Here is a 26,260-nt window from a genome sequence, read left to right on the forward strand (position 1 = left end):
GTGAGGCGTGTGGATTGCCGACACGCAGCCCACTCGCGCATCCGGCAAAGATGCCCACAAGCCCGTTCACCGCAAACACTCCGACGGCGATGATCCCGCCTCGGGGTTCACAAACTGCGGAATGGGCGCCAACAGGGTAAAGGTTTCGGTCATGAGCCTACTTCAAACCAACTCGGCGTCGGGCCCAGATTGGCCAAATGCGTTCGACCCAAGGACCCTCGATAGCCCCAGCTTTCATGTACATGACCGAAGAACGCAAATCTTGGCTGAAGGCGTTCCACCGCATCTCGTATGGCAGTTGATCCGACCGAAAGACCTTGCGATGTCTGATCCCCATACCCTTTGGGAGGAGAATGAACGATCAGGACATCAGCCGTTTCACACCGGTCGAGCATCTCGGACGCCTCACCTTCTGTCAGGTCACAGGACCAGTTTCCGAACGGAGTCGGTGGTACGCCGTAGCCAAGGCCAAACAGGCTCACGCCGTCTATCGTCATACCAGACCCGTGCAGGACATGGACACCTTCCGGGGCGGCATCGCCCAGTTCTTCCGCACTTTCTGCGTTTCCCGGGATCAGGACCAGCGGGGCCGAAATGCCGGACAGCATATGCATCGCCTCGTCCAGCCCCTGACGCGAGTTGCAATAATCACCGGCGCCAATGACAAGATCAGCCTCGGCGCTGGCGGCGACAAGATCGGCTGCCCGGTTGCGCGCCATGTGCAGATCAGAGAATGCCAGAACCTTCATGTTGCACCTCGCAGCCGCGCTTTCAGTTCCAGCAGATCCGCCCAGGCCTGCCGTTTCATCTGCGGTTGTCGCAACAGGTAAGCCGGGTGGAACATCGGAATCACTGGAAGATCCATTGCCTGATCCCATTTGCCGCGCAGGCGGGTGATTCCGCGTTTGCCCAGCACCGCCTGACAGCTGATATTCCCCATCACAACCAGAACCTCGGGCCTGGCCAGTGCCACGTGGCGTTCCAAGAACGGCTTCATCATCCCGATCTCTTCGGGCTTGGGATCGCGGTTCTGCGGGGGCCGCCATGGCAGCACATTGGTGATATAGACGCTTTCGCGGCGATCCAGATCAATTGCCGCCAGCATCCGGTCCAGCAATTGACCTGCACGGCCAACAAAGGGCTTGCCTTCACGGTCTTCTTCGCGCCCGGGAGCTTCGCCAATGATCATCACGCGCGCGCCGGGGGTACCATCGGCAAAAACCAACTGTCGCGCCCCGCGTTTGAGCTCGCAGTGTTCGAAAGCGTCCATCGCTGCGCGCAATTGATCCAGCGATCCCGCGCCCTGTGCTACAGATCCCGCTATTGCAACTGGGTCTACATCCCGTGGCTTCGCCGGGGCGGCGGGGCGCGCTTCTGCTTTCTTGGGTTTGGCCGTGGTGTCGGGCAACGCGTACCGGTCAACCGGCACATCACCGATTGCCTCGGTGGCGCCCAATTCGATCTGCCATTCCAGCAGCGCCCGCGCAGAATAATAGTCCAAACCCGATTCCATAGGGATAACTTACCTTCCTGAGGGCTGAGGGAAAGCGAATAGGACTTGATCGGACGCTCTGTCGCGCCGACCATCGGCGTGCGATGCTCAGATTTCTGCGATTCCTCATCATGGGTTTAGTGCTGGTAGTCACTGGTGATCCGGCAGTGGCCACGTTTCACGACAAACACGGGCAGTGCCGTGCTGGTCAGTTCAAATGCGGCAGCACCTGTTGCTCAGGCGGGCAAAGATGCAGTTTTGATGGCCACTGCATTCCGCTGGGCGGCACCTATTGCGGCGGCGGGCGCAGTTGCGGTCCGTTCGAACGCTGCGTCGCAGGTGGACTCAGATGTGCGCCCGCAGGCCTGAACAAATGCGCCTCGCGGCTGGACTGTCCGGGCGACAGTTTCTGCAATGGTCGTGGTGAGTGTGAACGGAGCGCACCCGAGTTGGATACGACGCCTCCAACCACTTGCGCTGATGGCAGAACCTGCGCGCGCGGCTCGTCCTGCCTGCCCGGCGGGGGATGTTCTCGTCCGGGATGGTTCCTGTGCGAGGAAACCGGATCACAATGCCGTCCCGGTTTCAAATGTTCGGCCCATCAGGGTTGTGTACCGATCAAGGCGATCGACTGCGGCTACGGCAAGTGGTGCAAGCCGGGTGAGCAATGCCTGCCCGAGGGCGGCTGCGAAAAACTGCCTGAGGGTACGGAACCTTAGGTTGCCTTGCGTCGCACGGCTTCCTATAAGCGGCGCGATTGTCAGACAGGAGCCCGCCCATGCGTTTCGCCCATCGTCACCTTCTTGGCATCGAGCATCTGTCGCAATCCGATATCACCGAAATTCTGGATCTGGCCGAGACCTATGTCGCCATGAACCGCCAGTCGACCAAGCATTCGGACGTGCTGTCGGGTCTCACCCAGATCAACATGTTCTTTGAAAACTCGACCCGGACGCAGGCCAGTTTCGAGCTGGCGGGCAAACGGCTGGGCGCGGATGTGATGAACATGGCGATGCAGGCAAGCTCGATCAAAAAAGGCGAGACCCTGATCGACACTGCGATGACATTGAACGCGATGCATCCCGATCTTCTGGTTGTGCGGCACCCGCATTCCGGCGCGGTCGATCTTCTGGCGCAAAAGGTCAATTGCGCCGTTTTGAACGCGGGCGACGGTAAACATGAGCACCCAACGCAAGCCCTGCTGGACGCCTTGACCATCCGTCGCGCCAAGGGTCGCCTGCACCGGCTGAACATCGCGATCTGCGGGGACGTGGCCCATTCCCGCGTGGCCCGCTCGAACCTGATCCTGCTGGGCAAGATGGAGAACCGCATCCGCCTGATTGGGCCGCCGACGCTGGTGCCCGCGCAATTTGCCGAGTTTGGCGCCGAAATATACGATGACATGAACGAGGGCCTCAAAGACGTCGATGTCGTCATGATGTTGCGCCTCCAGAAAGAACGCATGGATGGCGGGTTCATCCCCTCGGAACGCGAGTATTACCACCGCTATGGTCTGGACGCCGCGAAGCTGGCACAGGCCAAGCCAGACGCGATCGTCATGCATCCCGGTCCGATGAACCGCGGGGTCGAGATCGACGGCACACTGGCGGACGACATCAACCGGTCCGTCATTCAGGAACAGGTGGAAATGGGCGTCGCCGTTCGCATGGCAGCAATGGAACTGCTGGCCCGCAACCTGCGCGAGGCCGCGTGAACAAGCTGGCCATCTCCCCCAACGAACACGGCGTCTTGCGCCTGTTCGCGCTGGACATGCGTCCGGAAGAGGCAAAGTTCCTGCGCGAACCGGGTGCCGCCGATCAGGTGCTTGGGGTCGACGGGCTGGATTCCAGCCACATCGATGTATTCCCGGTCTCCGACCTCGAGGACCTCGGCCTTTACGGCTATCTGACCGAGGGCTGCGGCGTGTCTGCGGATCAGCTGGACCGGAACGCTCTGGCCTCTGTCGACGGTTGGGTCATGGTCCTTCGCAGCGCGGCTTTCAACGGACACCCGGCGACGCTGAACCCTGATCCGCGCCTGCGCCTGATCGGCCTGTTCACGGAAGAGGCCACGAACTGGACCGGGGGGACCATTGAAACCGAAAGCGCCAAGCCCTTTTCCGCTCCGCAAACCGTCACAGCGGGTGACACCCCCCGCCTCGTCGGATCAGCCATACTGGCACTGGTCGCGCTTTTGGTCATCGGGGGCATCTTATGGCTGATCCTGTGATCTTCGCCCCGGACAAAGGGGCCTATATCCGCACCAACGCATGGCTGGCTGCTGTTGCCATGGCCGGTGCGATGATCGTTCTTTGGCTGATCGGCAATCCCTACGTCTGGACCGGAGCCCCCGCCGGCCTTGCTGCCATCGGCATACGCGCCTGGTATCTGTCCTCGGAAGAACTGGTCGCCAATTGGGAAATATCAGACACAACACTGACCGGTCCCGGCGGACGCAGCGTGCCGCTGAACCAGATCACCGCCGTGAATATCATGGGCAGCTTCGTCCAGATCGTCACCAAAACCGGCGACAAGCATCTGATCAAATACCAGTCAGACCCGGCCGCCACCAAAGCCGCGATTGAAAGGGCAATGGGATGAGCGACGAATGGTGGCGCGAGAAGATACCAGAGGGCGAACAGGTTCTATGGTTCGGGCGGCCGCATAACGGTTTTTTTCCGCCTCATCTGGGTTGGTCTTACAGAATTTTGATCGGCTCTGTCATTCTGTCGTGGTTAGCTATCCCTTGGTTTGCTGACACCCTGCGGGATATTTGGAAGCTGATCAGTTGCACGGGCGCGTTGGCATTTGTGATGTGGGCGGACCGCTTTGTTCGCTCGCAAAGAGTTTACGTTGTGACCTCGCAAAACGCGTGGCAAATCAACAAAGAACTGAAACCTAAGAAACTGGAAATCAACCGGTTCCTGAATTTCCGCACTGTGCCCTCAGCGGTAGTTTTTAACCGCCACCCCTTTTTCAGATTCGACCATCTGCCCGATCCGGATGCCGCGTTGGCGGCGTTGACCCAAGCCCGAGAGGCCCAGACATGAACACCATGATCTTCACCAATGCCCGCCTGATCGACCCTGAAACCGGCACGGACAGTCTCGGCTGGCTGCACATTGCCGACGGCCTCATTCAGGGCAAGGGCAACGGGGACATGCCCGTCACTGACGCTCAGGTCATCGACTGCGGCGGCAAGTGCCTCGCTCCCGGCATCGTCGATATCGGCGTCAAGGTCTGCGAGCCGGGGGAACGGCACAAGGAAAGCTACAAATCCGCTGGTCTTGCGGCGGCTGCCGGGGGTGTGACAACCATCGTCACCCGGCCGGATACTCTGCCTGCGGTCGATACGCCGGAAACGCTGGAATTTGCGACAAGGCGCGCGCAGGCGGATGCGCCGGTCAATGTTCTGCCGATGGCCGCGCTGACCAAGGGGCGCGAAGGGCGTGAGATGACCGAGATCGGGTTCTTGCAGGACGCGGGTGCGGTGGCCTTCACCGATTGCGATCACGTCATCACCAATACCAAGGTGTTTTCCCGCGCACTGACCTATGCGAAATCCTGCGGCGCGCTGGTGATTGCCCATCCGCAGGACCCGGGCCTCAGCGCCGGGGCTGCTGTCACCAGCGGCAAATTCGCCGCCCTGCGCGGATTGCCAGCCGTTTCACCCATGGCCGAGCGCATGGGGCTGGACCGTGACATTGCGCTGCTCGAAATGACGGGCGCAGCTTATCACGCCGACCAGATCACCACGGCTCGCGCCCTGCCCGCGCTGGAACGGGCCAAGCGCAACGGGCTGGACATAACCGCTGGTACGTCGATTCACCATCTGACGCTGAACGAGCTCGACGTGGCCGACTATCGCACCTTCTTCAAGGTCAAGCCGCCGCTGCGGTCCGAGGATGACCGGCAGGCGGTGATCGAGGCCGTCCGCACCGGCCTCATCGATACGATCAGTTCGATGCACACACCGCAGGACGAGGAAAGCAAACGCCTGCCGTTCGAAGAAGCCGCCTCGGGTGCGGTGGCGCTGGAAACGCTGTTGCCTGCGGCGTTGCGCCTGTATCATGCCGACCAGTTGGACCTGCCGACCCTGTTCCGGGCGATGGCATTGAACCCGGCCAAACGGCTTGGTCTGGAAAGTGGCCGATTGTCGGAAGGTGCCCCGGCAGATCTGGTTCTGTTCGACCCGGATGTGCCTTTTGTGCTTGATCGGTTTGCCTTAAAATCCAAATCTCAGAACACTCCATTTGACGGCCAGCGGATGCAAGGTAAGGTCATTTCGACCTATGTTGCAGGTCAAGAAGTGTTCCGGAGTTCCTAATGCCCCCGATCGACAACTCGACTAGCGAACTGCTCCAGTGGGCGGTGGTTGGATATCTGATGGGCTCCATTCCCTTCGGCCTTTTGCTTGCCAAGGTCATGGGGTTGGGAAATCTGCGCGAAATCGGATCCGGAAATATCGGCGCAACCAACGTCCTGCGCACCGGCAACAAAGCCGCAGCGGCGCTGACATTGCTGTTTGACGCGGCCAAAGGCGCGGTGGCGGTTCTGATTGCCCGTACTTATGCCGGAGAAGACGCCGCACAAATCGCAGCCCTTTTTGCCTTTCTGGGCCATTGCTTTCCTATCTGGCTGGGGTTTAAGGGCGGAAAAGGCGTGGCCACCTTTCTAGGCCTCTGGCTGGCGCTGGACTGGCGCGTCGGTGTCGCTTGCTGTCTCAGCTGGTTGGTGGCGGCAGCGATCTGGCGGATATCCTCGGTCGGCGCGTTGGCCGCGGCTGCACTTTCAACAACCTGGGTGCTGGTTCTGACCAGCGGGCAATCTTTTATCCTGGGGGTTATTCTGACGCTTCTAATCTACTGGCGTCACAGCACCAACGTCGCGCGAATCAAGGCCGGAACTGAACCGAAAATCGGAAAGTCGTGACACCGCCGGACGCTTTTATTTCCGCTTTTTTCGCGCTGCCCAAGGGTAGTTTCACTGGTATATCGGGGGACCGGCGCTACGTCGTTGTGCGTCAACATATGGCAGAGGGAAAATCCCACTAGCTGGTTGCACACGAACTGGGCGGAACCGACTATATAAGCATGAACCTGTATCAGACGTGCCTCAGCGGGGCACTGCTGAGGCCGTGTGAAATGGCGGCCTGCAAAGTCATTGCGTTTGTTCTGGACTTTGAACCGGACGCGTAATGCCGGGCCTGCATTTATGAACAGGCGTTATTCTCTGGCGCACAATCACGATTCATTGTTTTGAACGTGATCCAACTGCACCCCAGATCGCTGTCGTGACGGTCAATTACGGGCCACACAGGACAACAATCCGGGGCCTTCGATCCGCACACAGACGAGGCTCCTTTCACGAAAGGTGGAACAATGAACAAGTTTAAATCTCTGATCGGTGGCGTCGCTCTGTCCGTTGCAGTGGCAACATCCGCTCTGGCTGCGGGTGTGGACATCAACGCGAGCTCGACTGGTCTGGCCATGCAGGGTTATGACCCGGTTGCCTATTTCACCGTTGGTGAAGCCACCAAAGGTGACTACCGCATCACCACGCTGTACGACGATGCAATGTATCGTTTCTCGTCGGAAGAAAACAAAGCCGCCTTCGAAGCCAACCCGGAAGCCTACCTGCCTGCCTACGGTGGCTACTGTGCCTTCGGTACAGCCATGGGCTTCAAGTTCGACGGTGACCCGAACTACTGGAAAATCGTCGACAACAAGCTGTACCTGAACCTGTCGGAAGACATCCAGGAACGCTGGGAAGGCGACATCCCGGGCTTTATCGAAAGCGCGAGCGCAAACTGGGAAGACATCGCGGACAAGACCCCTGCTGAATTGCAGAAGCAATAATCCGCTGAAACTGTCAGGCGTGTCGGCGGCGGAACGTTCCGCCGCCGCACGTCGTTTGAAGACCTCTCATTTCTTCCTATCTCATCAGTATCAGAAGTGCCCGTTTTCAAAGGGCAACGGCGTGTCTTGTCACGTTTCAACGCAAGAATACGGGCTGGAATTCGTAGGTATCACTGATCCGATGACGCTAGCGGATCGTAATGGTCTGCATAAGTGAACTGAATTTCACTGAAGCAGAGTGACAATCGAAAGGAAATGAGATGACATTGAAATTGGCTCTCATCACCACTGTCGCAACCGTGGTCGCGGGATCGGCAATGGCACAATCCTCGGGCAACTGGACCGGGTTTTATGGCGGTCTGCAACTGGGTTATGCCGATGTGGACACCAGCCTGTCCGGGGTCGACGGCGATGGCGTAATCGGTGGTATCATCCTGGGTTACGATTATGATCTCGGCGACTGGGTCGTTGGCGGCGGTTTTGACTATGACTGGACTGACGTGGATCTGTCTGGCGCCGCAACTGTTGAAGATGTCTGGCGGCTGAAGGCGCGTGCTGGCTACAAAATAAACCCGCAAGGTTTGCTATATGGCACGGCAGGCTATGCCGAAGCTGGTACGGACACCTTGGGCAGCGATGACGGGTGGTTCATTGGCGCAGGCTACGAACAGATCGTGGCCCCAAACGTGAGTATTGGTGGAGAACTGCTGTACCACGAATTCGATAACTTCAACGGAAACAATGTGGATGTCGACGCAACCACATTGCAGATCCGCGCCTCTTACCGGTTCTGAATGGCATCCCAGACAAAAATGGGCCCGGCCTGTCCGGCCGGGCTTCGATTCAGAGGTCCAGAATCGTACTGCCCGTGGTCTGTCGCGCTTCAAGCGCGCGATGGGCATCGGCAACCTGATCAAGCGCAAAACGCTGATCGATGTGAATCTTGACCTCTCTGCCCTCGACCTTGCCGAACAAGCGGCGCGCCATTGCCTGACACACGGAGTGATCCGCAATATGGGTGAACAAGGTGGGTCGGGTGATCTTGAGCGATCCTTTCTGACCCAGAACACCGATATCGAACGGCGGCACCGGCCCGGACGCGTTGCCGAAGGAAATCATCATCCCTAACGGTCTCAAACAATTCAGCGATCCTTGGAACGTATCCGCCCCGACGGAATCCATCACCACGTCCACGCCCTGACCCTTGGTGATCTCGGCCACCCGTTCGGTGAAATTCTCGGATCGGTAGTTGATGCAATGCGCAGCCCCGTTGAACCGGGCAAGGCTGCATTTCTCGTCGGTTCCCGCCGTGCCAATCAGGGTGATCCCCTCGGATTTCGCCCATTGGCAGGCGATCAGTCCGACCCCACCGGCCGCTGCGTGAAACAGCACCGTATCCCCGCGTTTCAGCGGAGTGGTTCGGTGAAACAGGTATTCAACCGTCAAACCCTTCAACATCATTGCCGCAGCAGCTTCGAATGTGATGCCGTCCGGCAGAGGGCACACCTGTGCCGCAGGCATTACGCGGGCCTCGCAATACGCTCCGGGTGGGGCTGCCGCATATGCGGCCCGCTGGCCGGGTTGCAGGTGCGTCACCCCGTCCCCGACGGCCTCGATGACGCCGGACGCTTCCATGCCCAAAGCATGAGGAAGATCAAGGGGGTACAATCCAGTACGTTGATATACGTCGATAAAATTTAGGCCGCAGGCCTGGTGGCGAATACGTATTTCACCCGGTCCGGGGTCGCCCACTGGCCTGTCTTCGATCCGCAACACCTCGGGCCCGCCGAATTCGTGAACTACAACCGTTTTCGCTGTTGTCTGCATCCTGACCTCCTCTTGCCTGACCTCAAGCTAACATGACTGCGATGCAGGGCAATCCGTCTGGTGCCACAGTGTTGAACAGGATTTCGCCAAACTGTGCTATAATGAGGTCAGGCGTTGTCGGCTGGTCCGGCCACGGACAACAAATTGCCGGATCCGTTCCGCGGCGCAATTCTCGCCAGGGAAGGGGATGAAAATGGCAAAAACAATCGGAAATCCGATCAGCTGGGCAGCCCAGAATCTGGGTGCGGCCGGTGATCATGTCTCGGATAGCGTTTCACAACTCGGAAGCGCAGATATCAAGCATCTGCCGATGGTGCAGACATTGACGATGCAGGATCTGCGCGCTTGCCTGCGGGCGGGGTATCACGACTTTCTCGAAACACGAGCGGACGCCATATTCATTGTACTGATTTACCCGATCGCAGGGCTTTTGATGTTCGGCTTTGCCCTGAACGTCAGTATGATTCCACTTCTGGCTCCTCTCGTTGCCGGTTTTGCTTTGATCGGTCCTGTGGCAGCCGTGGGTTTGTACGAGATCAGCCGCAAACGAGAGCAAGGCAGCACGGCGCATTGGCTGGATGCGTTCGGCGTCTTTCGCTCGCCGTCATTCGGCGCAATTCTGGTACTCGGGTTTTATCTGGTGATGCTTCTGCTGATCTGGCTGATGGTGGCGCAAAGCATCTACACGTATACAATGGGTCCAGAAGCCCCTGCGTCACTGGGCGCTTTTGCTCAGCAAGTATTCTCTACGACTGCCGGCTGGACGATGATGGCAGTCGGACTCACCGTTGGATTCGTGTTCGCTCTGTGCGCTCTGGCGGTCAGTGTCGTCAGCTTTCCATTGCTTCTGGACCGGAAAGTCGGATTGCCGGTGGCGGTCGTGACGTCGTTTCGCGTGTTGCGTCACAACCCCGGCGTCATCTTGACCTGGGGGTTCATCGTGGCTGCCCTTCTGTTTCTGGGTGCCCTGCCGATGCTGTTGGGTTTGATCGTAGTGATGCCGGTTCTGGGTCATGCCACATGGCACCTGTACCGCCGCGCGATTGCGTGAACGCGCGGGACAACCCCGCGCCTTCAATACTCAGCCCGAGACCTTCAGAACGATCTTGCCAATATGGCCCGAGCTTTCCATGCGTGCATGGGCAGCCGCAGCCTCGGCCAGATCAAATTCGCTATCCATAACAGGCGCTACCTTGCCAGCCTCAAGCAGAGGCCAGACGGCTTCGCGCAGGTCCTGCGCAATCCGGGCCTTGGCCAGATCGCTTTGTGGGCGCAGGGTGCTGCCGGTCAGGGTCAGGCGCTTGACCATCATCAGGGCAAAGTTCAGCTCCACGACCGGTCCTTGCAGGAAGGCGATCTGGACCAGCCGCCCATCCTCGGCCAGAGCTTTGACGTTACGCGGAATATAGTCGCCACCGACCATGTCGAGGATCAGGTTTGCCCCACCTTCGGCCCGCATGACGGCCACAAAATCCTCATCGCGGTAGTTGATCGCCCTTTCCGCACCCAATTTGACGCAAGCTTCGCATTTCTCATCCGAACCTGCGGTGGCAAAAACGCGGGCACCAAAGGCGTTGGCCAACTGGATGGCTGTCGTACCAATCCCACTCGAGCCACCATGGACCAGAAATCTCTCGCCTGCCTTCAACCCACCCCGCGTAAACACGTTGGACCAGACGGTGAAAAAGGTCTCGGGCAGGCAAGCCGCCTCTTTCATTCCCATGCCGGCAGGCACCGGCAGGCAGTGGGCCGCAGGGGTGGCGACGTATTCGGCATAGCCTCCGCCCGGCAGCAACGCGCAGACCTGATCGCCGACGGACAGTCCCTGAACCCCGGCCCCAACCGAGACAACCTCGCCCGAAGCCTCAAGCCCCGGCAAGTCACTGGCACCGGGCGGCGGATCGTAAGCGCCCGCACGTTGCAACGCATCCGGGCGGTTCACGCCGGCATAAGCCACTTTCAGCACCACTTGCCCTGCACCCGGTTCGGGGACAGAACGCTCGGTCAGTTGCAAAACATCAGGACCACCCGGTTCGGTGATCTCAACAGCGCGCATCATCTGGGTCATAGGCACCTCCTTTGCCCAATGCCTAGCAGGCATCAGGGTCAAGGCCCAGCACCAAGACGAGCTACTTTCGGGGGTTCAGTTTTCCCGGAAGGTCTGCTCGCATTTTCTCTGGTGCTTTCACCTGACCCGCCAGCCAGTTCGGAACTGCCAGAAACGGTTTCAACACCGGGTTGTCGCGCATCTGTGCCTTGAGCTTTTCGAACTCCATGACGTTCGCGATCCGGCGATCCAGAAACTCCCACGTGCGCTGATGACCCGGGCTGTCATCGCCCAGCCAGAACAACAAGGTCGAGGAATAGACACCCGACAAAGTGGCCCGTTTCGTGTACCAGTTCACGTCGTCCGAGGTATCGCCCAACGTATCCCAGATCAGATCGCAGGTCTGCCAAACTGCCCTGGCACCGTCTGCCGCGTAAGTTGGCAGGGAAAACAGCGTCATGCCCCGGCGCACCAGTTCTTTATCCTCGACCGCTTGCAAACGGAACCGAACCGAAGCGGCAATCTTGTCCCGAAATTTCAGCCCACTTAGGTCTTCGGACTTTATGCGGTCCAGCATCGCCTGATCGCCGCGCGCATGATAGGCCAGTGCCAGATCAACTGCGCCGCGCGGACAGATCGCGCGCGCCAGGCCGTCATCCAGACCACAGTCGGAAATGGAGGCACGAAAACTGGTTTCCGACCATCCATCGAAGGGAACATGGTTCAGCATTGCATCCAAAAGCTGGTGTTTTGCATCTTCATATGTGGTGGTCATGACGTTTCTCCGGTTGTCGGGGCCAGTACTAGACAAGTTAGAACGGCTTTGCTATACCGCCAACTCCTGCAATTTCCTTGCAACTCTATCTAGAAAGGTGGTGACAACCACATGCAGGTTAGTGTTCGCGACAATAACGTCGATCAGGCGCTTCGTGCCCTGAAGAAAAAGCTGCAGCGCGAAGGCGTATTCCGCGAAATGAAGCTTAAGCAACATTTCGAGAAGCCGTCCGAGAAAAAAGCGCGCGAGAAGGCTGAAGCGATCCGTCGTGCCCGTAAACTGGCACGTAAGAAAGCACAGCGCGAAGGTTTGCTCTAAAACCTCGCTCGTCCAGCTTTGGATGACACTATTTGACGACCCCCGAGGCATCGCCCGGGGGTTTGTCGTTTCAGGGATCGGATACAATCCGCCGACTCGTGGGACGGGCTGTGCGGCAAGCCGCCATTTCCTCACCAGCAACATTTTGCCCGGCATTTAGCAGCGCAGCGAATCTCGTGTTGGTAGCATCGCCTCGCCAAAACTCGCCTGAGTTGAACCAACCCCTATCACCGTCGACACCCCCACCTCTAAGTGAGCCCGTCTGAAAGGACACAAACACAAACGGAGGCAAACATGTCGACTGCAAGTACATTCGAACGCGAGATGCTGGGGCTGATAAACCAGGAACGCACATCCCGCGGGCTCAACCCGCTGCAACTTGAAACGCAGCTAAACGACTCGTCCGAAGATCACAGCACCTGGATGTTGAATACAGACACATTCAGTCACACCGGTTCTGGCGGTTCCAGTGCAACCCAGCGGATGCAAGGTGCCGGTTTCGATCTTGAGGGAAGCTGGCGTACTGGCGAAAACATCGCATGGCAGTCAGAACGCGGAGCGCCTGGCATCAGCGATGACGTGGCCCAGCTGCACCAAAACCTGATGAACAGCCCGGGCCACCGCGCCAATATCCTGAACCCGGATTTCAAATATATCGGGATCGGCGTCGAAACCGGTGACATGCAGGGCTTTGATGCGGTGATGGTCACCCAGAACTTTGCCGCGACCGACGCGGCAGTCATGCTGGACAACGGCAATACAAACACACCGCCAGTTCCGCCAACCACGCCGGACGAAGTCGCCGTACCAGAAGAGCCGGAAGTCGAAACGCCGGATACTGACGTCACCGAAACCGAAGAGCCAGGAACTGAGACGCCCGGAACCGAAGAGCCTACACCCGAGACACCGGACACCGATGTCACCGAGACTGAAGAGCCGGGACCCGAAACGCCGGATACTGACGTCACCGAAACCGAGGAACCGGAACCTGAAATGCCGGACACCGAAGTGGTTGATGGCGGTGAGCCCGAAGCAATCTGCTTTGACGTTCAGGCCTTCCTCGATGAAATCGCCAATTTCCTCGAAAACCTGCAAGCGCAGTTTGACGAGTTCGATTGGGAAGACGACATGAACGGCGACACGGACGTGGCCGGCACCGATGATGTCGACATGATGCCGACCGCCGACGCCACGCCAGAAACGGAATCCGAGCCTGCGGGTACCGAAACAGCCGACGTCGATGACTGTGACATCATAATGGTCAACTTCTTCAACTTTGACTGCATGATGGATGCAGCCTGATCAATTGAACCTGTGCGAGGCCGGCCGTGTCGGCCTCGCATGTTCCGGCTCAGAGCCTGATTTTGCTTCAATAGATCTTTGGTACGTAAAGCTCATCCGGCAAAACGCGGCGCTCGTATTCCGGGTTGTACTTGCGGTCGGGCAGATTGACCTTTTCCTGAGGCACGTCCTCGTACGGGATTCTTGTCAATAGATGCTCGATACAGTTCAGCCGTTCACGCTTTTTGTCATTGCCTTCGACAATGTACCAAGGGGCCTCGGGGATGTTGGTTCGGAAAAGCATGTCCTCTTTTGCCTTTGTGTAGGACTCCCAGCGGATGCGGGATTCCAGATCCATCGGCGACAGCTTCCACTGTTTCATCGGATCATGAATACGCATGAGGAACCGCAACTGCTGTTCCTCATCCGTGATCGAGAACCAGTATTTCAGCAGAATGACCCCTGACCGCACCAGCATTCGTTCGAATTCGGGAACGTCCTGAAAGAACTGTTCAACCTGGTCCTCGGACGCAAAACCCATTACCCGCTCGACCCCCGCCCGGTTGTACCACGAGCGGTCGAATAGAACGATTTCACCCGCCGCCGGCAGATGCGGTACATAGCGCTGGAAATACCACTGGCTTTGCTCACGGCGGCTGGGTGCCGGCAACGCGACCACGCGGGCCACGCGCGGGTTCAGACGCTGGGTGATCCGCTTGATCACCCCGCCCTTGCCGGCACTGTCACGGCCTTCAAACAGGATACAGACCTTGGCCCCGGTATGCTGCACCCAGTCCTGAACCTTGATCAGTTCGGCCTGCAGGCGCAGCAGGTTGCGGAAGTAAACCTTGCGATCCAACATGTCCGGATGCTGTTCCCGATAGATTTTCCGGACTTCCATCGACAGCATCGGCTCACTGAATTCTATCTCGAAGTCTTCATCGAGCGTGTCCTCCAGCTCGGCTTCCAGCCAGTCTTTAGGGGCGCCAGTGTTTTCGTTGTCCAAGGTCAGCTCCTTCTCGGTCTTCGGGTTCGGACCATATCGGGCCCGTATAACCACCTGATGTCATCAGATAAATTGATACGAGGGTCACGGGTCCTGCGGCTGTAGTCACACCTGCAAATCAGGTCCAGCGCGGTATACGGTCTTTTCCCTGAATTTGTACGTCTGACCCGCAGGATACAAGCGTTTGAATTGACGCAACGCACTGCACTTCACCACGGCTGCTTGCATTGCCTTGTTTTTGTGCGGCATGACGGGGCGCGTAAAACAGATGAGACCATTGTGACATTCCTTCTTTCCCTGATGCCCTCCATCTGGCCATGGCTGGTCCTGATCTCGGCGCAATTGGCGGCACTGGCCCGGCGAACTGGCATCGCCTTTTCTCTGCTGGTTTTGTTCATCAGCATTGCCTCGGCAATAGGATTGATGTCACCCACGGCGATCGCTGCGGTGGTCTTTGGTTTGGTCGGAGCTGCTTTGCTACCCCATCTGAAAGGTTGGCCTGCTATCGCCGGGCACCTGTTATTGATCCTGTGGTGCCTGGTCATGGGTGCACATCTGCTGCCAGGATTCAACAATTTGAAAATTCTGGATCAGGTGCAGGCGGGTGCGGGAAGCGCCAGTTTCACCATGCATCTGAACCTGGACAAACCGATGGTCTTCTTTGCCATTCTTCTGGCCTGGCCCCGGATGCAGCGCGGAAAAACGCAGATCAAACCCACAGCTTTGCTGGTAGGGTTACTGATCCTTCCTGGCCTGTTTCTCATCGGTTTTTCCCTCGGCTCGGTGCAGCCGGAGTTTACAGTCCCCCCTTGGTGGCTGGTATTTGCCTTGTCCAACGCGTTTCTGACCTGCCTGACGGAAGAAGCCTTTTTTCGTGGCTATCTGCAATCGGCTTTCGCCGCACGTCTTGGGGACGCTTGGAGCGTGATCGCTGCCAGCCTGCTGTTCGGGCTGGCCCATTTCGCCGGAGGTCCGGCGCTCGTGGCTTTTGCTTCTATTCTCGGGCTGGCCTGCGGATTGGGATACTATGCAACCAAGCGCCTCTGGGTTCCCGTTGCGATGCATTTTGGGTTCAACCTGACGCACCTGTTTCTGTTCACCTATCCTGGCCCCTTATGAAAATCAGACCGGTAAGGCAGTGGTCTTGAACACGGTACGCAGAGCAAACGAACTTTGCATTTGGGCCACCCCTGGCAGGCGCGACAAGTATTGTCGATGAATGCGTGCGAAATCTTCGGTGTTCTCCGCCACGACTTTCAAAATGTAATCCGCCGTACCGGCCATCAGATGGCATTCCAACACATCCGGTATCCGGGCCACCGCCTTTTCAAACGCATCCAGAACCTCTTCGGCCTGACCTTGCAGCGTGATCTCGACAAAGACGGTTGTCGGCACGTTCATCTTCCGGGCATCCAGCAAAGCCACGTAGTTGCGGATATACCCTTCAACCTCAAGCCTTTGCACGCGCCGGTGGCAAGCGGACGGAGACAGGTTGACCTGTTCAGACAATTCCGAATTCGACATCCGACCATTTTTCTGAAGTGCCGCCAGAATCTTTCGATCAGTCGCATCCAAGCTCATTGCTGCAATTCCTTTGCATGATTTTTGTAAACTACGCGAAATTCTTCCAAAGAAAAACGTATTGACACGTTTTCTTTCACAGAAATTGCACTGAAAATGCACATAATTTAGGCAGTTTATGAACGGAGACCCCCATGAAGATCGGTTGCCCCAAGGAAATCAAACCCCAGGAATTCCGCGTCGGGATGACGCCCAATGCTGCTCAGGAAGCTGTTGCACGTGGTCACGAAGTCCTTATCGAATCCGGTGCAGGCATCGGCGCAGGTTTCGACAATGACGCCTATGTCGCGGCGGGCGCGCATATCATCGACACTGCGGAAGAAGTATTTGCCACCGCCGACATGATCGTGAAGGTCAAGGAACCCCAGGCTGTGGAACGCAAGATGCTGCGCGAAGGACAGCTGCTGTTCACCTATCTGCACCTGGCTCCGGACCCGGATCAGACGCATGACCTGCTGGAATCAGGTTGTACTGCCATCGCCTATGAGACCGTAACCGACGCGAACGGCGGCCTGCCTCTGCTGGCACCGATGTCCGAAGTCGCCGGTCGCCTGGCCCCTCAGGTCGGGTCGTGGACACTGCAAAAGGCCAATGGCGGGCGCGGCGTTCTGATGGGTGGCGTACCCGGTGTCGGCCCTGCCAAAGTGGTCGTGATCGGCGGCGGCGTCGTAGGAACCCATGCGGCAAAGATCGCTGCCGGAATGGGCGCGGATGTCACCGTTCTGGATCGCTCCTTGCCGCGGCTGCGCTATCTGGATGACGTCTTTGGCGGAACCTTCAAGAACCAGTATTCGACGGCGGGCGCCACGGCCGAGCTGATCCAGGATGCCGATATGGTCATCGGTGCCGTTCTGATCCCCGGTGCTGCAGCTCCGAAACTTGTCTCGCGCGAACAGCTGTCGACGATGAAACCCGGTGCCGTACTTGTCGATGTTGCCATCGACCAGGGCGGGTGCTTCGAGACTTCAAAAGCCACCACCCATGCCGATCCGATCTATGATGTCGATGGCATCATGCATTACTGCGTTGCCAACATGCCGGGCGCAGTGGCGCGCACCTCGACCATCGCCCTGGGCAACGCCACGATGCCGTTCATGCTGTCTCTGGCGGATAAAGGCTGGAAACAGGCGTGTCAGGACGATCCGCATCTGCTGGAAGGCCTGAACGTTCACGCAGGCAAGCTGACTTACTATGCGGTCGGCAAGGCCCTTGGTATCGACGTTGTTTCACCTAACGTGATCGTCAAGTCGTAAACACTCCCGCCCCTGAAATCGCTTTTGAGAAACGATTTACAGCGTTGGGCATAGCGCCACGCCCTCGGCGTGGCGCGGTCAGTATCAAACGCGACGGTTTGAACAAAGATAAGGGCACCGCGCAAGGGCGCGGTGCCGGACCCAACGGAGGAGGGCATCTTCGAATGCCCGATCGACGGGCGGGAGCCGTCACCCCTGTTTCTGGATCTCCACAGAATGGGGATAAGGGATCGAAATACCCTTGTCGTCAAAGGCTTCCTTGATCGTTTTCGTCAGCTCGAATTTGACATCCCAATAGTCTGGTGCCGAGCACCACAGCCGTGCCGTCAGATCCACCGAGCTGTCACCCAGGTTCGTAACCCGAACCCATGCTTCCGGGTCGCTGTGAATGCGGCTGTCCGCTTTCGCCACATCCAGAATGATCTGCATGGCTTTGTCCGCGCTGTCGCCGTAATCAATCCCGAACACCAGATCGACACGGCGCGTGTCATGGGCAGAGTAGTTCGTGATGATCGAGCCCCATGCCTGACCGTTCGGAACGATGATCTGCACGTTATCAGGCGTCACCAGCTCGGTGGTGAACAGGTTCAGGTCCTTTACGGTGCCCGACGTGCCCCCGATATCAACAAATTGACCCAGCTTGTAGGGCCGGAAGACAACCAGCATCACACCGGCCGCCAGATCGCTGAGCGTGCCTTGAAGGGCCAGACCGATGGCCAGCGATGCGGCACCCAGAATGGCGACGATGCTGGTGGCTTCAATTCCGAAGATACCCAGAACAGCAACCAGAACCATGGCGAGAATGGCCCATTTGACCAAGCTTGCCGAAAAGTTCCCCAGTGTCGGATCAATATGCGGCGTCGAATTGATCCGGCGGCGAACCATACCCCCGATTGCGCCAGCCACAATCCAGCCCAAGATCAGAACGACAAGCGCCTTGACGGCACTCATGATCAGCGGGGCATATGCTCCCACCTGTGTTACTACCTCATCCACGCCCATCTCCTTTCAACAGCAAGAAACCCGCGAGGTTTTCGCGGGGGTCACCAGATTGTGAGCCAAATTTGCCATCCGGTCTAGGTGCCAGTTTCACTGGAATTCCCCTCTGTTCGCCAGAAAACACGGCCTGACCGGAAATGCACATCGCACAGGGCTTAAATAAATGCGCCTTGGTCCCTAGTTTTGACGGAACAGCCAAACAGGAGCCCCCCAATGCTGGACAACAAACCACATCCGATAACGGCCCGCTGGCCCGCGCAATCCCCGGACAAGATCCAATTGTATTCCTATCCGACTCCAAACGGCGTAAAGGCGTCGATCATGCTGGAGGAAACTGGCCTGCCCTATGAGGCTCATCTGGTGACGCTGTCGGATGCGGATGTCAAAAGCCCCGAGTTTCTGTCGCTGAACCCGAATAACAAGATCCCCGCCATCCTCGATCCCAACGGTCCGGACGGTGAACCGCTTGCCCTGTTCGAAAGCGGCGCGATCCTGCTGTATCTGGCCGAGAAATCAGGCAAGTTCCTGGGGCAAAGCGCAGCAGACAAGTATCGCATTACGCAATGGCTGATGTTCCAGATGGGGGGCGTGGGGCCAATGTTTGGTCAGCTTGGCTTTTTCTACAAATTCGCTGGCAGCGAAATCGAAGACCCCCGACCGCGCGAACGCTATATCAACGAGGCCAAGCGCCTGCTGAACGTGGTCAACATGCAACTGGACGGGCAGGACTGGATTGCAGGCGATTACTCCATCGCCGATATCGCTCTTGCCCCCTGGCTGAATGCTTTGGACTTCTACGGCGCGAAAGAGGTTGTTGGCTGGGACGACTACGCCAATGTCGTCGCCTATGTTGACCGTTTCATGCAGCGTCCGGCTGTGCAGCGCGGCAAGGCCATACCCGCACGCGCTTAAACGGTTTCGCAATAGGAAGGGTGCCAAAGCTGGCACCCTCTTCGCAAAGCTCAGCCCGGCAGTGCCCCCGTCAGCACATAGCGCAGGATTTCGACCACCTGCGCGGGCTTTTCCGCCACCGCCAGCGCGGCTGCATCAACTTCTTTCAACGCGTGCTGATGCTCGGGACCATGCAGCACGATGATGGACTTACCCAGCGCTGCTGCATAACCCGCATCAAAAGCGGCGTTCCACTGTTTGTACTTGTCGCTAAACCGCACAACCACCACATCGGCATCCGAAATGCCCTTTCGGGTCCGGATCGCATTGACCATCGCACCCTTGTGATCATGCCAGTATTTGTTCGGCTCTTCCCCCAGAATGGCAACGCCACAATCGTCGCTGGCCTCGTGATCAGTCACCGGGCCGTTGAAGGTGATATCCAACCCCTGTGCGCCGTCGATGATCTGTTCGCGCCAGTCGGTGTGTATTTCACCAGAGAGGTATACGTTCAGCATCTTTAGTCCTCCGCAAAAACAGAAAGAGCGCCGCCAGCCCTTTCACTATTTCAGTTGTGCGTCCGCCGAAAGCTGCTCAGCATCAACCGCGCAGAACGCCGCCGGTTGCCTTGGTAATCTTGGCGATAACCTTTTCGGCCACCGCTTCGATGTCCTTTTCCTTCAGCGTCTGGTCCGTCGGCTGCAAGCGTACTGTGATGGCCAGAGATTTTTTGCCTTCACCCAGGCTGCCGCCGATGAATTCGTCAAAGACACGTACATCTTCGATCAGTGCCTTATCGGCACCTGCTGCCGCGTTTACCAAGGTCAGCGCCTCGACGCTTTCATCCACGACAAAGGCAAAGTCCCGTTCGACCGCTTGCAAATCACGCAATTCCAATGCGGCACGTGTGGCACCGGACTTACGGGGCAAGGGAACCTCGTCCGGCCAAATCGTAAAGGCCAATGCCGGGCCCTTGATATCCATCGCCTGCAACACGCGCGGGTGCAACTCACCAAAGACACCCAGTACCTTTTTCGGCCCCAGACAGATCTTGCCGTGGCGACCCGGGTGCCACCAGGCATCGCCGTCGCGCAGAATCTGCACCTTGGCCGGTGCTCCGATCGCCGCAAGAACGGCCTCGGCATCCGCCTTGGCATCAAAGACATCCACCGGGCGCGATGCCCCGTGCACATCCTTGGGGCCGTTGCGGCCAACCAGCAGGCCGGCGATCTGGGTTTTCTGGTCGCCGGGTTCGCCATCATGGAATACAGGGCCAACTTCGAACAGGGCGACGTCGGCGTATCCGCGTGCCTGATTGCGGGCCGCGGCCTGCAACAATCCGGGCAGCAGATCGGGGCGCATGTGGCTCATCTCGGACGAGATCGGGTTTTCCAGCATGGTCGCATCGTCACCGCCACCGAACAAAGCGGCCGAAGCCTGATCGATGAACGTATAGCTGACGCATTCGTTGTAACCCAGCGCGGCGCAGGTGCGGCGCGCCATGGACTGGCGACGCTGAGCCGGTGTCATCACCGGCTTGGGAATACCATCGGTGACACGCGGCAAGGGTTTGCCCTGCAACTTGGTCAACGAGGCGATCCGTGCGACCTCTTCCACCAGATCGGCCTCACCCATGATATCGGGGCGCCAGCTTGGCACGTGGGCCATCTCGCCCTCCAGACGGAACCCGAGGCGGGTCAGCGTCTGACGCTGTTCGCTTTCGGGAATGTCCATCCCGACCAGAGACTGCACCCGTTCAGCATCCAGCTTGTACGCACGTGCGTGGTTCGGCGCTTTACCCGCCTCGACCACTTTGGACGCTTCACCGCCGCAGATGTCCAGAATCAACTGGGTTGCGTGCTCAAGACCTTCCAGAGTGTATTCAGGGTCCACGCCGCGTTCGAACCGATACCGCGCGTCCGAATTGATCTTCAGCGCCCGACCCGTCAGCGCGATCTGCACATGATCCCAAAACGCGCTTTCCAGGAACACATTCACAGTATCCTCGGTGCAGCCGGTTTCCTGACCGCCCATGATGCCTGCGATGGATTCCGGCCCTTTATCACCGGAAATAACCATCATGCCGGGCTGTAGGGTGTATTCCTTCTCGTCCAGCGCCACCAGGGTTTCACCGCCTTTTGCGCGATGAACACGAAGGTTGCCCTGCACCTTGTCCGCGTCAAACACATGCAGCGGGCGGTTATGGTCAAAGGTCATGTAGTTGGTGATATCCACCAGCGCCGAAATCGGACGTAGCCCGATCGCCTTCAACTGATCCTGCAACCACTGTGGGCTGGGGCCGTTCTTGACACCCTTGATAAGGCGGCCCGTGAAATGCGGGCAACCATCCAGCGTATCCTCATCAATCGATACTTTGATCGGGCTTTCGAAATCGCCTGGCACCGGCACGTAGTCGCGCTGTTTCAGAGTGCCGATCCCACGCGCCGCCAGATCACGCGCGATGCCTTCCACGCCCAGCGCATCCGGCCGGTTCGGAGTGATCGCGATTTCGATCACAGGATCGACTTTCGAGGGCTCATTCTCGGCAAGCCAATCAACGAACCTGTCACCGACCTCGCCCGAGGGCAATTCGATGATGCCGTCATGTTCGTCCGACAATTCCAGCTCACGCTCGGACGCCATCATGCCAAAGCTTTCGACGCCGCGGATCTTGCCGACGCTGATCGTCAGGTCCAGCCCGGGGATATACATGCCCGGTTTGCAGACGACGACAGTGATCCCTTCGCGGGCGTTGGGCGCGCCGCAGATGATCTGCAATTCGCCTTCATTCGTGTCCACCTTGCAGACGCGCAGCTTGTCGGCGTCGGGGTGCTTTTCCGCGTGTTTCACATAGCCCAGCGTAAAGTCCTTGAGCTTGTCAGCCGGGTTGATAACCTCTTCGACCTCAAGGCCAAGGTCGGTCAGCGCCTCAGTGATCTCATCAACCGACGCATCGGTGTCGAGGTGGTCTTTCAGCCAGGACAGAGTGAATTTCATTGCTCGGGGCCTTTTTTGGCAGATATCCGTTTGGCAAAGGCAATGACAAAGAATGCGCCAAGGTGCAAGCGCTGCGGGTCACGGATAGGTGGGGGTGCGGCCCAAAAGCTCGTCCAATTGCCGCCCGATCCAGCCATGCGGGATGAAATGCCCGCCCGGATGGGTGTCCAGCACCACCTGCCCCTGCGCACAATCGGTCCATTCCACGCGGCTGAGCGTCAGGAACGGTCTCACGCTCCAGTCCCCGCGCGGGGTTGCGCCGTTGCAGTCAAACTTCGCTTTCCACAGCGCCACCGGATAGGTGGTATCGCCGCCCGGTCCAAAGGGAAAACCCATCACCGTATCGTCCAGCCCATGCACGTGGCGCACCTCGCGCGGGGCTTCGGGGCAATCTTCGGTCTGGCGGATGCTGCCCGCAACGGCCAGCAAGGCGGAGATGTCATTGCCCGACTGGCAGACATAGCGCCACGCCATCGCACCGCCATAGGAATAGCCCGAAACATAGATGCGTTCGGGGTCAATCGGATAGCGCTTGGCGACGTCTTCCAGCACCGCGTCGGCAAAGGGGACGTCTCCGGTATCCGAAGTCCAGAAATCCCAGCTTTTGCCTAACCCGTTCGGGGCCACCAGCAGCACACCGCGCAGCTTTGTGGCTCCGGCGATACGCTCATGGTTCACCACAACCGTTCCCTGCCGCGCCCAGCCGTGGAAATGCAGCAACACCGGCAGAGGCGTTTCGCCATCCCACCCGTCCGGCTCCAGCACATGATACGAGCGGTCGCCGACCTGACAGGCGGTATCGCCGTGACAGGATTCGATTGCGATGGCTTGGGTGGCGGTCAGCAGGAAGAGGCAGAGCAGTCGATACATCATCCGTCGAACCCTAGCGAGCCTGCGCCCGCTGTCACGTCACAACCGCGTGGGAGATTGTGACAAGCCGCGCTGTCGCCAGACCGCGGGATGGCGATCAACGGGTTGTAGTGGGCAGTTTATCTTGGCCAAGCCTGTGCATCATTCAAACGGTGCGCTTGCGGAGACAAATCGCCAGCCCGTGCGGGCGGTCTGGCGATGGCGCGGCGGCCTATCGGCCTTTGCTCCGCGCCTTCTTCTGCTTAATTACGACCTGTACTTTTTTGATCTGCTCTAGTTCTTCACGCTCTTGTAGAAACTGGATTCCATACCGGATGTATCCCACCAACAGGCCAGGGTAGACAAAAATAACAAGTGCAAAGCCTAGTATCCCTAAGACGACCCCAAACGCTGGCATGGCGGGTACCACGGTGGGTACGAAAGACAACAATACAGGACCGATAAACAACGCAACAATCCACCGTACTGGAGCGCTCGTTATTCGGTCGCTCCACCAATCGAAGTAGCGTGCCAGATATACTCCTATCGGAAACACTTAGCGGCTCAAACCACCATGCAGGTTCGGCATATCCAACGCCGCAAACCCATAGTGACGCAGCCAGCGCAGATCACTGTCAAAGAAGGCCCGCAAATCCGGAATGCCGTATTTCAGCATCGCCAGACGGTCGATGCCGATGCCAAAGGCAAAGCCCTGATAGACCTCAGGATCAATCCCACCGGCGGCGATCACCTTGGGGTGGACCATGCCCGAGCCCAAAATCTCCATCCAGTCGTCACCCTCACCGATCTTCAGTTGACCGTTATCCCACGAACAGCGGATATCGACCTCGGCCGACGGCTCGGTGAAGGGGAAGTGCGAGGCGCGAAAGCGCAGTTCGACGTCGTCGACCTCGAAAAACGCCTTCACGAACTCTTCCAGAACCCATTTCAGGTTCGCCATCGAGATGTCCTTGTCGATAGCCAGCCCCTCGACCTGATGGAACATCGGCGTGTGGGTCTGGTCATAATCGGCGCGGTAGACGCCGCCCGGACAGATGATGCGGATCGGTGCGCCCTGCAGCTCCATTGATCGGATCTGGACGGGCGAAGTATGGGTGCGCAGCACATGCGGCGGTCGCTCGTCGCCTTCGGCGCGGTGCATATAGAACGTGTCCATCTCGGCCCGTGCGGGGTGGTGGCCGGGGATATTCAGGGCGTCGAAATTGTGCCAGTCGGTTTCGATCCGCGGCCCTTCGGCCACTGAAAAGCCCAGTTCGGCAAAGATCGCGGTCAGTTCCTCGGTCGCCTGGCTGACCGGGTGGATCGAGCCTTGGCCACGTGGCCGGGTCGGCAGCGTGACATCCAGCCATTCAGTGCGCAGACGCTCATCCAGCGCGGCATCAGCCAGCGCCGCCTTCTTGGCAGAGAGCGCCGAGTTGATCTCATCCTTCAGGGCATTCAGCGCGGGGCCAGCAACCTGACGTTCTTCGGGCGTCATCTTGCCCAGCTCGCGCATCTTCAGCGCGACTTCGCCTTTTTTGCCCACGGCGGCGACGCGGATCGCCTCAAGCGCGTTCTCGTCGCCTGCCTCGGCGATTTGGCCCAGATATTTTGCCTTAAGATCGTCCATGACGCCCTCTGAATTTGGTCGCCAACCTGCTATCGGGCCAGCCCCGCGAATGCAAGCGGGACCGGTCGGGTCAATAGCTGTATTCAGGGAAAATCCGGGTCAGATCACCGTTCCAGTCGCCGTTGTAGTGTTCCAGCAACTCATCCGCAGGCACTTTCCCGCTTTGGATGCTGTCCTTGAGCGCGTTGAGGAAATGGGTCTCGTCCGGCACCAGTCCACCGGCCCCGGGATAGGCGCGGGCTTTCAGGCCGGCCTCAGAGACCGCCACCACCTCACGCGCCAGATCGTGCATGTTGATGTTACCGACTTTCGCTTGCAGGCCATCTTTGGCGGCCGCGACACGCAGCGCCTCGCGGGTCTCGGTGTCCCAGCCTTTGACCAGATCCCAGGCCGCGTCCAATGCCGTTTGGTCGTAAGTCAGGCCAACCCAGAAGGCAGGCAAGGCGCACAGACGACGCCACGGTCCACCATCGGCCCCGCGCATTTCCATGAACTTCTTGATCCGAGCTTCGGGGAAGGCGGTGGTCAGGTGGTCGGCCCAATCGCTGAGCGTGGGCGTTTCACCCGGCAGGGCGGGCAGTTCACCTTTCAGGAAGTCACGGAAGGACATGCCCAGCGCATTGATGTACTGGCCGTCGCGATACACAAAATACATCGGCACATCGAGCGCGTATTGCACGTAACGCTCGAACCCGAAGCCGTCTTCGAAAACAAAGGGCAGCATTCCTGTGCGGGCATCGTCCAGATGCCGCCAGATGTAACTGCGCCAGCTTTTCTGGCCATTTACCTTGCCCTCAAAAAAGGGCGAGTTCGCAAACAACGCCGTTGCCACCGGCTGCAAGGCCAACGCGACGCGCAGTTTCTGCACCATGTCGGCCTCGGACCCGAAGTCGATATTGACCTGAACGGTGCAGGTTCGGCGCATCATGGCGCGGCCCATGGTGCCGACCTTTTCCATGTAATCGTTCATCAGCCGATAACGCCCCTTGGGCATCAACGGCATTTCGTCATGGGTCCAGGTCGGAGCCGCGCCGAGACCGATGAAACCCACGCCGATCTCATCTGCGATGTCCTTCACCTCACGCAGGTGGGTGTTCACCTCATCGCAGGTTTCGTGGATGGTCTCAAGCGGAGCACCCGACAGCTCAAGCGCGCCGCCCGGCTCCAGGCTGACATTGGCGCCGTCCTTTTCCAGACCAATCAGATGACCTGCTTCGCGGACTTCAGCCCAGCCATGGCGATCCCGCAGACCTTCCAGCACGGCCACAATCGAACGGGTGCCCTCGAAGGGCAACGGTTTCAGCGTGTCCTTGCAGTAGCCGAATTTCTCATGCTCGGTGCCGATGCGCCAGTCTGCCTTGGGCTTGCAGCCCGACTCCAGATATTCGGCCAATTGCTCGTGGCGTTCGATCGGACCGCCGCCGGACTGAGGGATGGACATGAACCGTGCTCCGATC

General features: G+C 58.6%; 28 protein-coding genes. 15 read left to right on the plus strand and 13 right to left on the minus strand.

Translation table 11 applies throughout. From position 1 onward, the window contains the following. Positions 1 to 149: 149 nt before the first annotated feature. On the minus strand, positions 150 to 749 hold the full coding sequence (locus tag AC2FJB_RS08935; protein WP_496682469.1) for a metallophosphoesterase family protein: 600 nt from the start codon (positions 747 to 749) through the stop codon (positions 150 to 152). Continuing rightward, positions 746 to 1,513, minus strand: coding sequence for a uracil-DNA glycosylase (locus AC2FJB_RS08940; RefSeq protein ID WP_117870469.1), 768 nt, complete (start codon positions 1,511 to 1,513; stop codon positions 746 to 748). Before AC2FJB_RS08940 ends, AC2FJB_RS08935 begins: the two co-directional genes overlap by 4 nt. A 110-nt stretch (positions 1,514 to 1,623) precedes the next feature. Here AC2FJB_RS08940 and AC2FJB_RS08945 point away from each other — a divergent pair, with 110 nt between their 5' ends. The 9 genes from AC2FJB_RS08945 (at position 1,624) to AC2FJB_RS08985 (ending at position 8,143) form a co-directional block, all read left to right on the plus strand. Continuing rightward, positions 1,624 to 2,211: a scavenger receptor class F, member 2 gene (locus AC2FJB_RS08945; RefSeq protein WP_496672405.1), complete on the plus strand. Its 588-nt coding sequence runs from the start codon at positions 1,624 to 1,626 to the stop codon at positions 2,209 to 2,211. A gap of 59 nt (positions 2,212 to 2,270) precedes the next feature. Further along, on the plus strand, positions 2,271 to 3,206 hold the full coding sequence (locus AC2FJB_RS08950) for an aspartate carbamoyltransferase catalytic subunit (RefSeq protein WP_117870472.1): 936 nt from the start codon (positions 2,271 to 2,273) through the stop codon (positions 3,204 to 3,206). Continuing rightward, positions 3,203 to 3,721: a hypothetical protein gene (locus tag AC2FJB_RS08955; protein ID WP_496717919.1), complete on the plus strand. Its 519-nt coding sequence runs from the start codon at positions 3,203 to 3,205 to the stop codon at positions 3,719 to 3,721. The genes AC2FJB_RS08950 and AC2FJB_RS08955 overlap by 4 nt, the downstream gene beginning before the upstream one ends. Then, the gene (locus AC2FJB_RS08960; RefSeq protein WP_496717918.1) at positions 3,706 to 4,092 is read left to right on the plus strand and encodes a hypothetical protein; all 387 of its coding nucleotides are present in this window, start codon (positions 3,706 to 3,708) and stop codon (positions 4,090 to 4,092) included. The genes AC2FJB_RS08955 and AC2FJB_RS08960 overlap by 16 nt, the downstream gene beginning before the upstream one ends. Continuing rightward, positions 4,089 to 4,541, plus strand: coding sequence for a hypothetical protein (locus AC2FJB_RS08965; RefSeq protein WP_496717916.1), 453 nt, complete (start codon positions 4,089 to 4,091; stop codon positions 4,539 to 4,541). The genes AC2FJB_RS08960 and AC2FJB_RS08965 overlap by 4 nt, the downstream gene beginning before the upstream one ends. Beyond that, positions 4,538 to 5,818 (plus strand): dihydroorotase, encoded by a 1,281-nt coding sequence (gene pyrC / locus AC2FJB_RS08970; protein ID WP_496717914.1) that lies wholly within the window; start codon positions 4,538 to 4,540, stop codon positions 5,816 to 5,818. The genes AC2FJB_RS08965 and pyrC overlap by 4 nt, the downstream gene beginning before the upstream one ends. After that, positions 5,818 to 6,423, plus strand: a complete 606-nt coding sequence (gene plsY / locus AC2FJB_RS08975; protein ID WP_496717913.1) for a glycerol-3-phosphate 1-O-acyltransferase PlsY — start codon at positions 5,818 to 5,820, stop codon at positions 6,421 to 6,423. Before pyrC ends, plsY begins: the two co-directional genes overlap by 1 nt. A gap of 449 nt (positions 6,424 to 6,872) precedes the next feature. After that, a complete protein-coding gene (locus AC2FJB_RS08980) occupies positions 6,873 to 7,349 on the plus strand; it encodes a YHS domain-containing (seleno)protein (protein ID WP_117870483.1) in 477 nt (158 codons plus the stop codon). A 260-nt stretch (positions 7,350 to 7,609) separates the two neighbouring features. Continuing rightward, on the plus strand, positions 7,610 to 8,143 hold the full coding sequence (locus AC2FJB_RS08985; protein WP_117870485.1) for an outer membrane protein: 534 nt from the start codon (positions 7,610 to 7,612) through the stop codon (positions 8,141 to 8,143). Between the two features lie 49 nt (positions 8,144 to 8,192). On the opposite strand, the gene AC2FJB_RS08990 is transcribed toward AC2FJB_RS08985, so the two are convergent. Then, positions 8,193 to 9,176 carry a quinone oxidoreductase family protein gene (locus AC2FJB_RS08990; protein ID WP_117870487.1) on the minus strand — a complete coding sequence of 328 codons (984 nt, stop codon included), beginning with the start codon at positions 9,174 to 9,176 and terminating at the stop codon, positions 8,193 to 8,195. 193 nt (positions 9,177 to 9,369) lie between these two features. Here AC2FJB_RS08990 and AC2FJB_RS08995 point away from each other — a divergent pair, with 193 nt between their 5' ends. Continuing rightward, the gene (locus AC2FJB_RS08995) at positions 9,370 to 10,227 is read left to right on the plus strand and encodes a DUF2189 domain-containing protein (protein ID WP_496717912.1); all 858 of its coding nucleotides are present in this window, start codon (positions 9,370 to 9,372) and stop codon (positions 10,225 to 10,227) included. Between the two features lie 30 nt (positions 10,228 to 10,257). Here AC2FJB_RS08995 and AC2FJB_RS09000 read toward each other — a convergent pair whose 3' ends face one another. Next, positions 10,258 to 11,244 (minus strand): NAD(P)H-quinone oxidoreductase, encoded by a 987-nt coding sequence (locus AC2FJB_RS09000; RefSeq protein WP_496717910.1) that lies wholly within the window; start codon positions 11,242 to 11,244, stop codon positions 10,258 to 10,260. Between the two features lie 61 nt (positions 11,245 to 11,305). After that, positions 11,306 to 11,998 carry a COQ9 family protein gene (locus tag AC2FJB_RS09005; protein ID WP_299899274.1) on the minus strand — a complete coding sequence of 231 codons (693 nt, stop codon included), beginning with the start codon at positions 11,996 to 11,998 and terminating at the stop codon, positions 11,306 to 11,308. A 111-nt stretch (positions 11,999 to 12,109) separates the two neighbouring features. Between AC2FJB_RS09005 and rpsU the strand changes: the two genes are divergently transcribed. Both rpsU and AC2FJB_RS09015 read left to right on the plus strand, forming a co-directional pair. After that, complete coding sequence (gene rpsU, locus AC2FJB_RS09010) at positions 12,110 to 12,316, plus strand: 30S ribosomal protein S21 (RefSeq protein ID WP_005614280.1); 207 nt, start codon at positions 12,110 to 12,112, stop codon at positions 12,314 to 12,316. Between the two features lie 294 nt (positions 12,317 to 12,610). Further along, positions 12,611 to 13,618 carry a CAP domain-containing protein gene (locus tag AC2FJB_RS09015; RefSeq protein WP_496717909.1) on the plus strand — a complete coding sequence of 336 codons (1,008 nt, stop codon included), beginning with the start codon at positions 12,611 to 12,613 and terminating at the stop codon, positions 13,616 to 13,618. A 67-nt stretch (positions 13,619 to 13,685) separates the two neighbouring features. Here the strand turns inward: AC2FJB_RS09015 and ppk2 are convergent, their stop codons facing one another. Then, complete coding sequence (gene ppk2 / locus AC2FJB_RS09020) at positions 13,686 to 14,603, minus strand: polyphosphate kinase 2 (RefSeq protein ID WP_371415280.1); 918 nt, start codon at positions 14,601 to 14,603, stop codon at positions 13,686 to 13,688. Positions 14,604 to 14,882: 279 nt separating this feature from the next. Between ppk2 and AC2FJB_RS09025 the strand changes: the two genes are divergently transcribed. Continuing rightward, complete coding sequence (locus AC2FJB_RS09025) at positions 14,883 to 15,722, plus strand: CPBP family intramembrane glutamic endopeptidase (protein ID WP_496717908.1); 840 nt, start codon at positions 14,883 to 14,885, stop codon at positions 15,720 to 15,722. 3 nt (positions 15,723 to 15,725) lie between these two features. Here AC2FJB_RS09025 and AC2FJB_RS09030 read toward each other — a convergent pair whose 3' ends face one another. Beyond that, positions 15,726 to 16,184: an Lrp/AsnC family transcriptional regulator gene (locus tag AC2FJB_RS09030; RefSeq protein ID WP_170346285.1), complete on the minus strand. Its 459-nt coding sequence runs from the start codon at positions 16,182 to 16,184 to the stop codon at positions 15,726 to 15,728. 134 nt (positions 16,185 to 16,318) lie between these two features. On the opposite strand from AC2FJB_RS09030, the gene ald reads away from it, so the two are divergent. Further along, positions 16,319 to 17,437 (plus strand): alanine dehydrogenase, encoded by a 1,119-nt coding sequence (gene ald / locus AC2FJB_RS09035; RefSeq protein WP_117870498.1) that lies wholly within the window; start codon positions 16,319 to 16,321, stop codon positions 17,435 to 17,437. A 189-nt stretch (positions 17,438 to 17,626) separates the two neighbouring features. Here ald and AC2FJB_RS09040 read toward each other — a convergent pair whose 3' ends face one another. Next, positions 17,627 to 18,388 (minus strand): mechanosensitive ion channel family protein, encoded by a 762-nt coding sequence (locus tag AC2FJB_RS09040; protein WP_496818201.1) that lies wholly within the window; start codon positions 18,386 to 18,388, stop codon positions 17,627 to 17,629. A 261-nt stretch (positions 18,389 to 18,649) separates the two neighbouring features. On the opposite strand from AC2FJB_RS09040, the gene AC2FJB_RS09045 reads away from it, so the two are divergent. Further along, positions 18,650 to 19,348, plus strand: a complete 699-nt coding sequence (locus tag AC2FJB_RS09045) for a glutathione S-transferase N-terminal domain-containing protein (RefSeq protein WP_117870500.1) — start codon at positions 18,650 to 18,652, stop codon at positions 19,346 to 19,348. A gap of 50 nt (positions 19,349 to 19,398) precedes the next feature. Here the strand turns inward: AC2FJB_RS09045 and AC2FJB_RS09050 are convergent, their stop codons facing one another. From AC2FJB_RS09050 to AC2FJB_RS09070, 5 genes are all read right to left on the minus strand, one after another. Beyond that, on the minus strand, positions 19,399 to 19,845 hold the full coding sequence (locus AC2FJB_RS09050; RefSeq protein ID WP_496717904.1) for a YtoQ family protein: 447 nt from the start codon (positions 19,843 to 19,845) through the stop codon (positions 19,399 to 19,401). An 82-nt stretch (positions 19,846 to 19,927) separates the two neighbouring features. Then, a complete protein-coding gene (gene pheT / locus AC2FJB_RS09055; RefSeq protein WP_496717903.1) occupies positions 19,928 to 22,324 on the minus strand; it encodes a phenylalanine--tRNA ligase subunit beta in 2,397 nt (798 codons plus the stop codon). 78 nt (positions 22,325 to 22,402) lie between these two features. Beyond that, on the minus strand, positions 22,403 to 23,197 hold the full coding sequence (locus AC2FJB_RS09060) for a CE1 family esterase (RefSeq protein ID WP_496717902.1): 795 nt from the start codon (positions 23,195 to 23,197) through the stop codon (positions 22,403 to 22,405). A 532-nt stretch (positions 23,198 to 23,729) separates the two neighbouring features. Further along, positions 23,730 to 24,803, minus strand: coding sequence for a phenylalanine--tRNA ligase subunit alpha (gene pheS / locus AC2FJB_RS09065; RefSeq protein WP_496717901.1), 1,074 nt, complete (start codon positions 24,801 to 24,803; stop codon positions 23,730 to 23,732). Between the two features lie 70 nt (positions 24,804 to 24,873). Beyond that, on the minus strand, positions 24,874 to 26,244 hold the full coding sequence (locus AC2FJB_RS09070) for a glutamate--cysteine ligase (RefSeq protein ID WP_496717900.1): 1,371 nt from the start codon (positions 26,242 to 26,244) through the stop codon (positions 24,874 to 24,876). Positions 26,245 to 26,260 lie beyond the last annotated feature (16 nt).

Source organism: Ruegeria sp. CDSC085 (assembly GCF_059610465.1).

Coding starts and splice junctions, on each gene's coding strand:
- AC2FJB_RS08940 (WP_117870469.1), bottom strand. CDS start 1,513: ATGGAATCGGGTTTGGACTATTATTCTGCGCGGGCGCTGCTGGAATGG.
- AC2FJB_RS08965 (WP_496717916.1), top strand. CDS start 4,089: ATGAGCGACGAATGGTGGCGCGAGAAGATACCAGAGGGCGAACAGGTT.
- AC2FJB_RS08990 (WP_117870487.1), bottom strand. CDS start 9,176: ATGCAGACAACAGCGAAAACGGTTGTAGTTCACGAATTCGGCGGGCCC.
- AC2FJB_RS08980 (WP_117870483.1), top strand. CDS start 6,873: ATGAACAAGTTTAAATCTCTGATCGGTGGCGTCGCTCTGTCCGTTGCA.
- AC2FJB_RS09060 (WP_496717902.1), bottom strand. CDS start 23,197: ATGATGTATCGACTGCTCTGCCTCTTCCTGCTGACCGCCACCCAAGCC.
- AC2FJB_RS09005 (WP_299899274.1), bottom strand. CDS start 11,998: ATGACCACCACATATGAAGATGCAAAACACCAGCTTTTGGATGCAATG.
- AC2FJB_RS09000 (WP_496717910.1), bottom strand. CDS start 11,244: ATGACCCAGATGATGCGCGCTGTTGAGATCACCGAACCGGGTGGTCCT.
- AC2FJB_RS09030 (WP_170346285.1), bottom strand. CDS start 16,184: ATGAGCTTGGATGCGACTGATCGAAAGATTCTGGCGGCACTTCAGAAA.
- rpsU (WP_005614280.1), top strand. CDS start 12,110: ATGCAGGTTAGTGTTCGCGACAATAACGTCGATCAGGCGCTTCGTGCC.
- AC2FJB_RS08945 (WP_496672405.1), top strand. CDS start 1,624: ATGGGTTTAGTGCTGGTAGTCACTGGTGATCCGGCAGTGGCCACGTTT.
- pheT (WP_496717903.1), bottom strand. CDS start 22,324: ATGAAATTCACTCTGTCCTGGCTGAAAGACCACCTCGACACCGATGCG.
- AC2FJB_RS08935 (WP_496682469.1), bottom strand. CDS start 749: ATGAAGGTTCTGGCATTCTCTGATCTGCACATGGCGCGCAACCGGGCA.
- AC2FJB_RS08960 (WP_496717918.1), top strand. CDS start 3,706: ATGGCTGATCCTGTGATCTTCGCCCCGGACAAAGGGGCCTATATCCGC.
- plsY (WP_496717913.1), top strand. CDS start 5,818: ATGCCCCCGATCGACAACTCGACTAGCGAACTGCTCCAGTGGGCGGTG.
- AC2FJB_RS08995 (WP_496717912.1), top strand. CDS start 9,370: ATGGCAAAAACAATCGGAAATCCGATCAGCTGGGCAGCCCAGAATCTG.
- AC2FJB_RS09015 (WP_496717909.1), top strand. CDS start 12,611: ATGTCGACTGCAAGTACATTCGAACGCGAGATGCTGGGGCTGATAAAC.
- AC2FJB_RS09045 (WP_117870500.1), top strand. CDS start 18,650: ATGCTGGACAACAAACCACATCCGATAACGGCCCGCTGGCCCGCGCAA.
- ald (WP_117870498.1), top strand. CDS start 16,319: ATGAAGATCGGTTGCCCCAAGGAAATCAAACCCCAGGAATTCCGCGTC.
- pheS (WP_496717901.1), bottom strand. CDS start 24,803: ATGGACGATCTTAAGGCAAAATATCTGGGCCAAATCGCCGAGGCAGGC.
- AC2FJB_RS09040 (WP_496818201.1), bottom strand. CDS start 18,388: ATGAGTGCCGTCAAGGCGCTTGTCGTTCTGATCTTGGGCTGGATTGTG.
- AC2FJB_RS08950 (WP_117870472.1), top strand. CDS start 2,271: ATGCGTTTCGCCCATCGTCACCTTCTTGGCATCGAGCATCTGTCGCAA.
- AC2FJB_RS08985 (WP_117870485.1), top strand. CDS start 7,610: ATGACATTGAAATTGGCTCTCATCACCACTGTCGCAACCGTGGTCGCG.
- pyrC (WP_496717914.1), top strand. CDS start 4,538: ATGAACACCATGATCTTCACCAATGCCCGCCTGATCGACCCTGAAACC.
- AC2FJB_RS09050 (WP_496717904.1), bottom strand. CDS start 19,845: ATGCTGAACGTATACCTCTCTGGTGAAATACACACCGACTGGCGCGAA.
- AC2FJB_RS09070 (WP_496717900.1), bottom strand. CDS start 26,244: ATGTCCATCCCTCAGTCCGGCGGCGGTCCGATCGAACGCCACGAGCAA.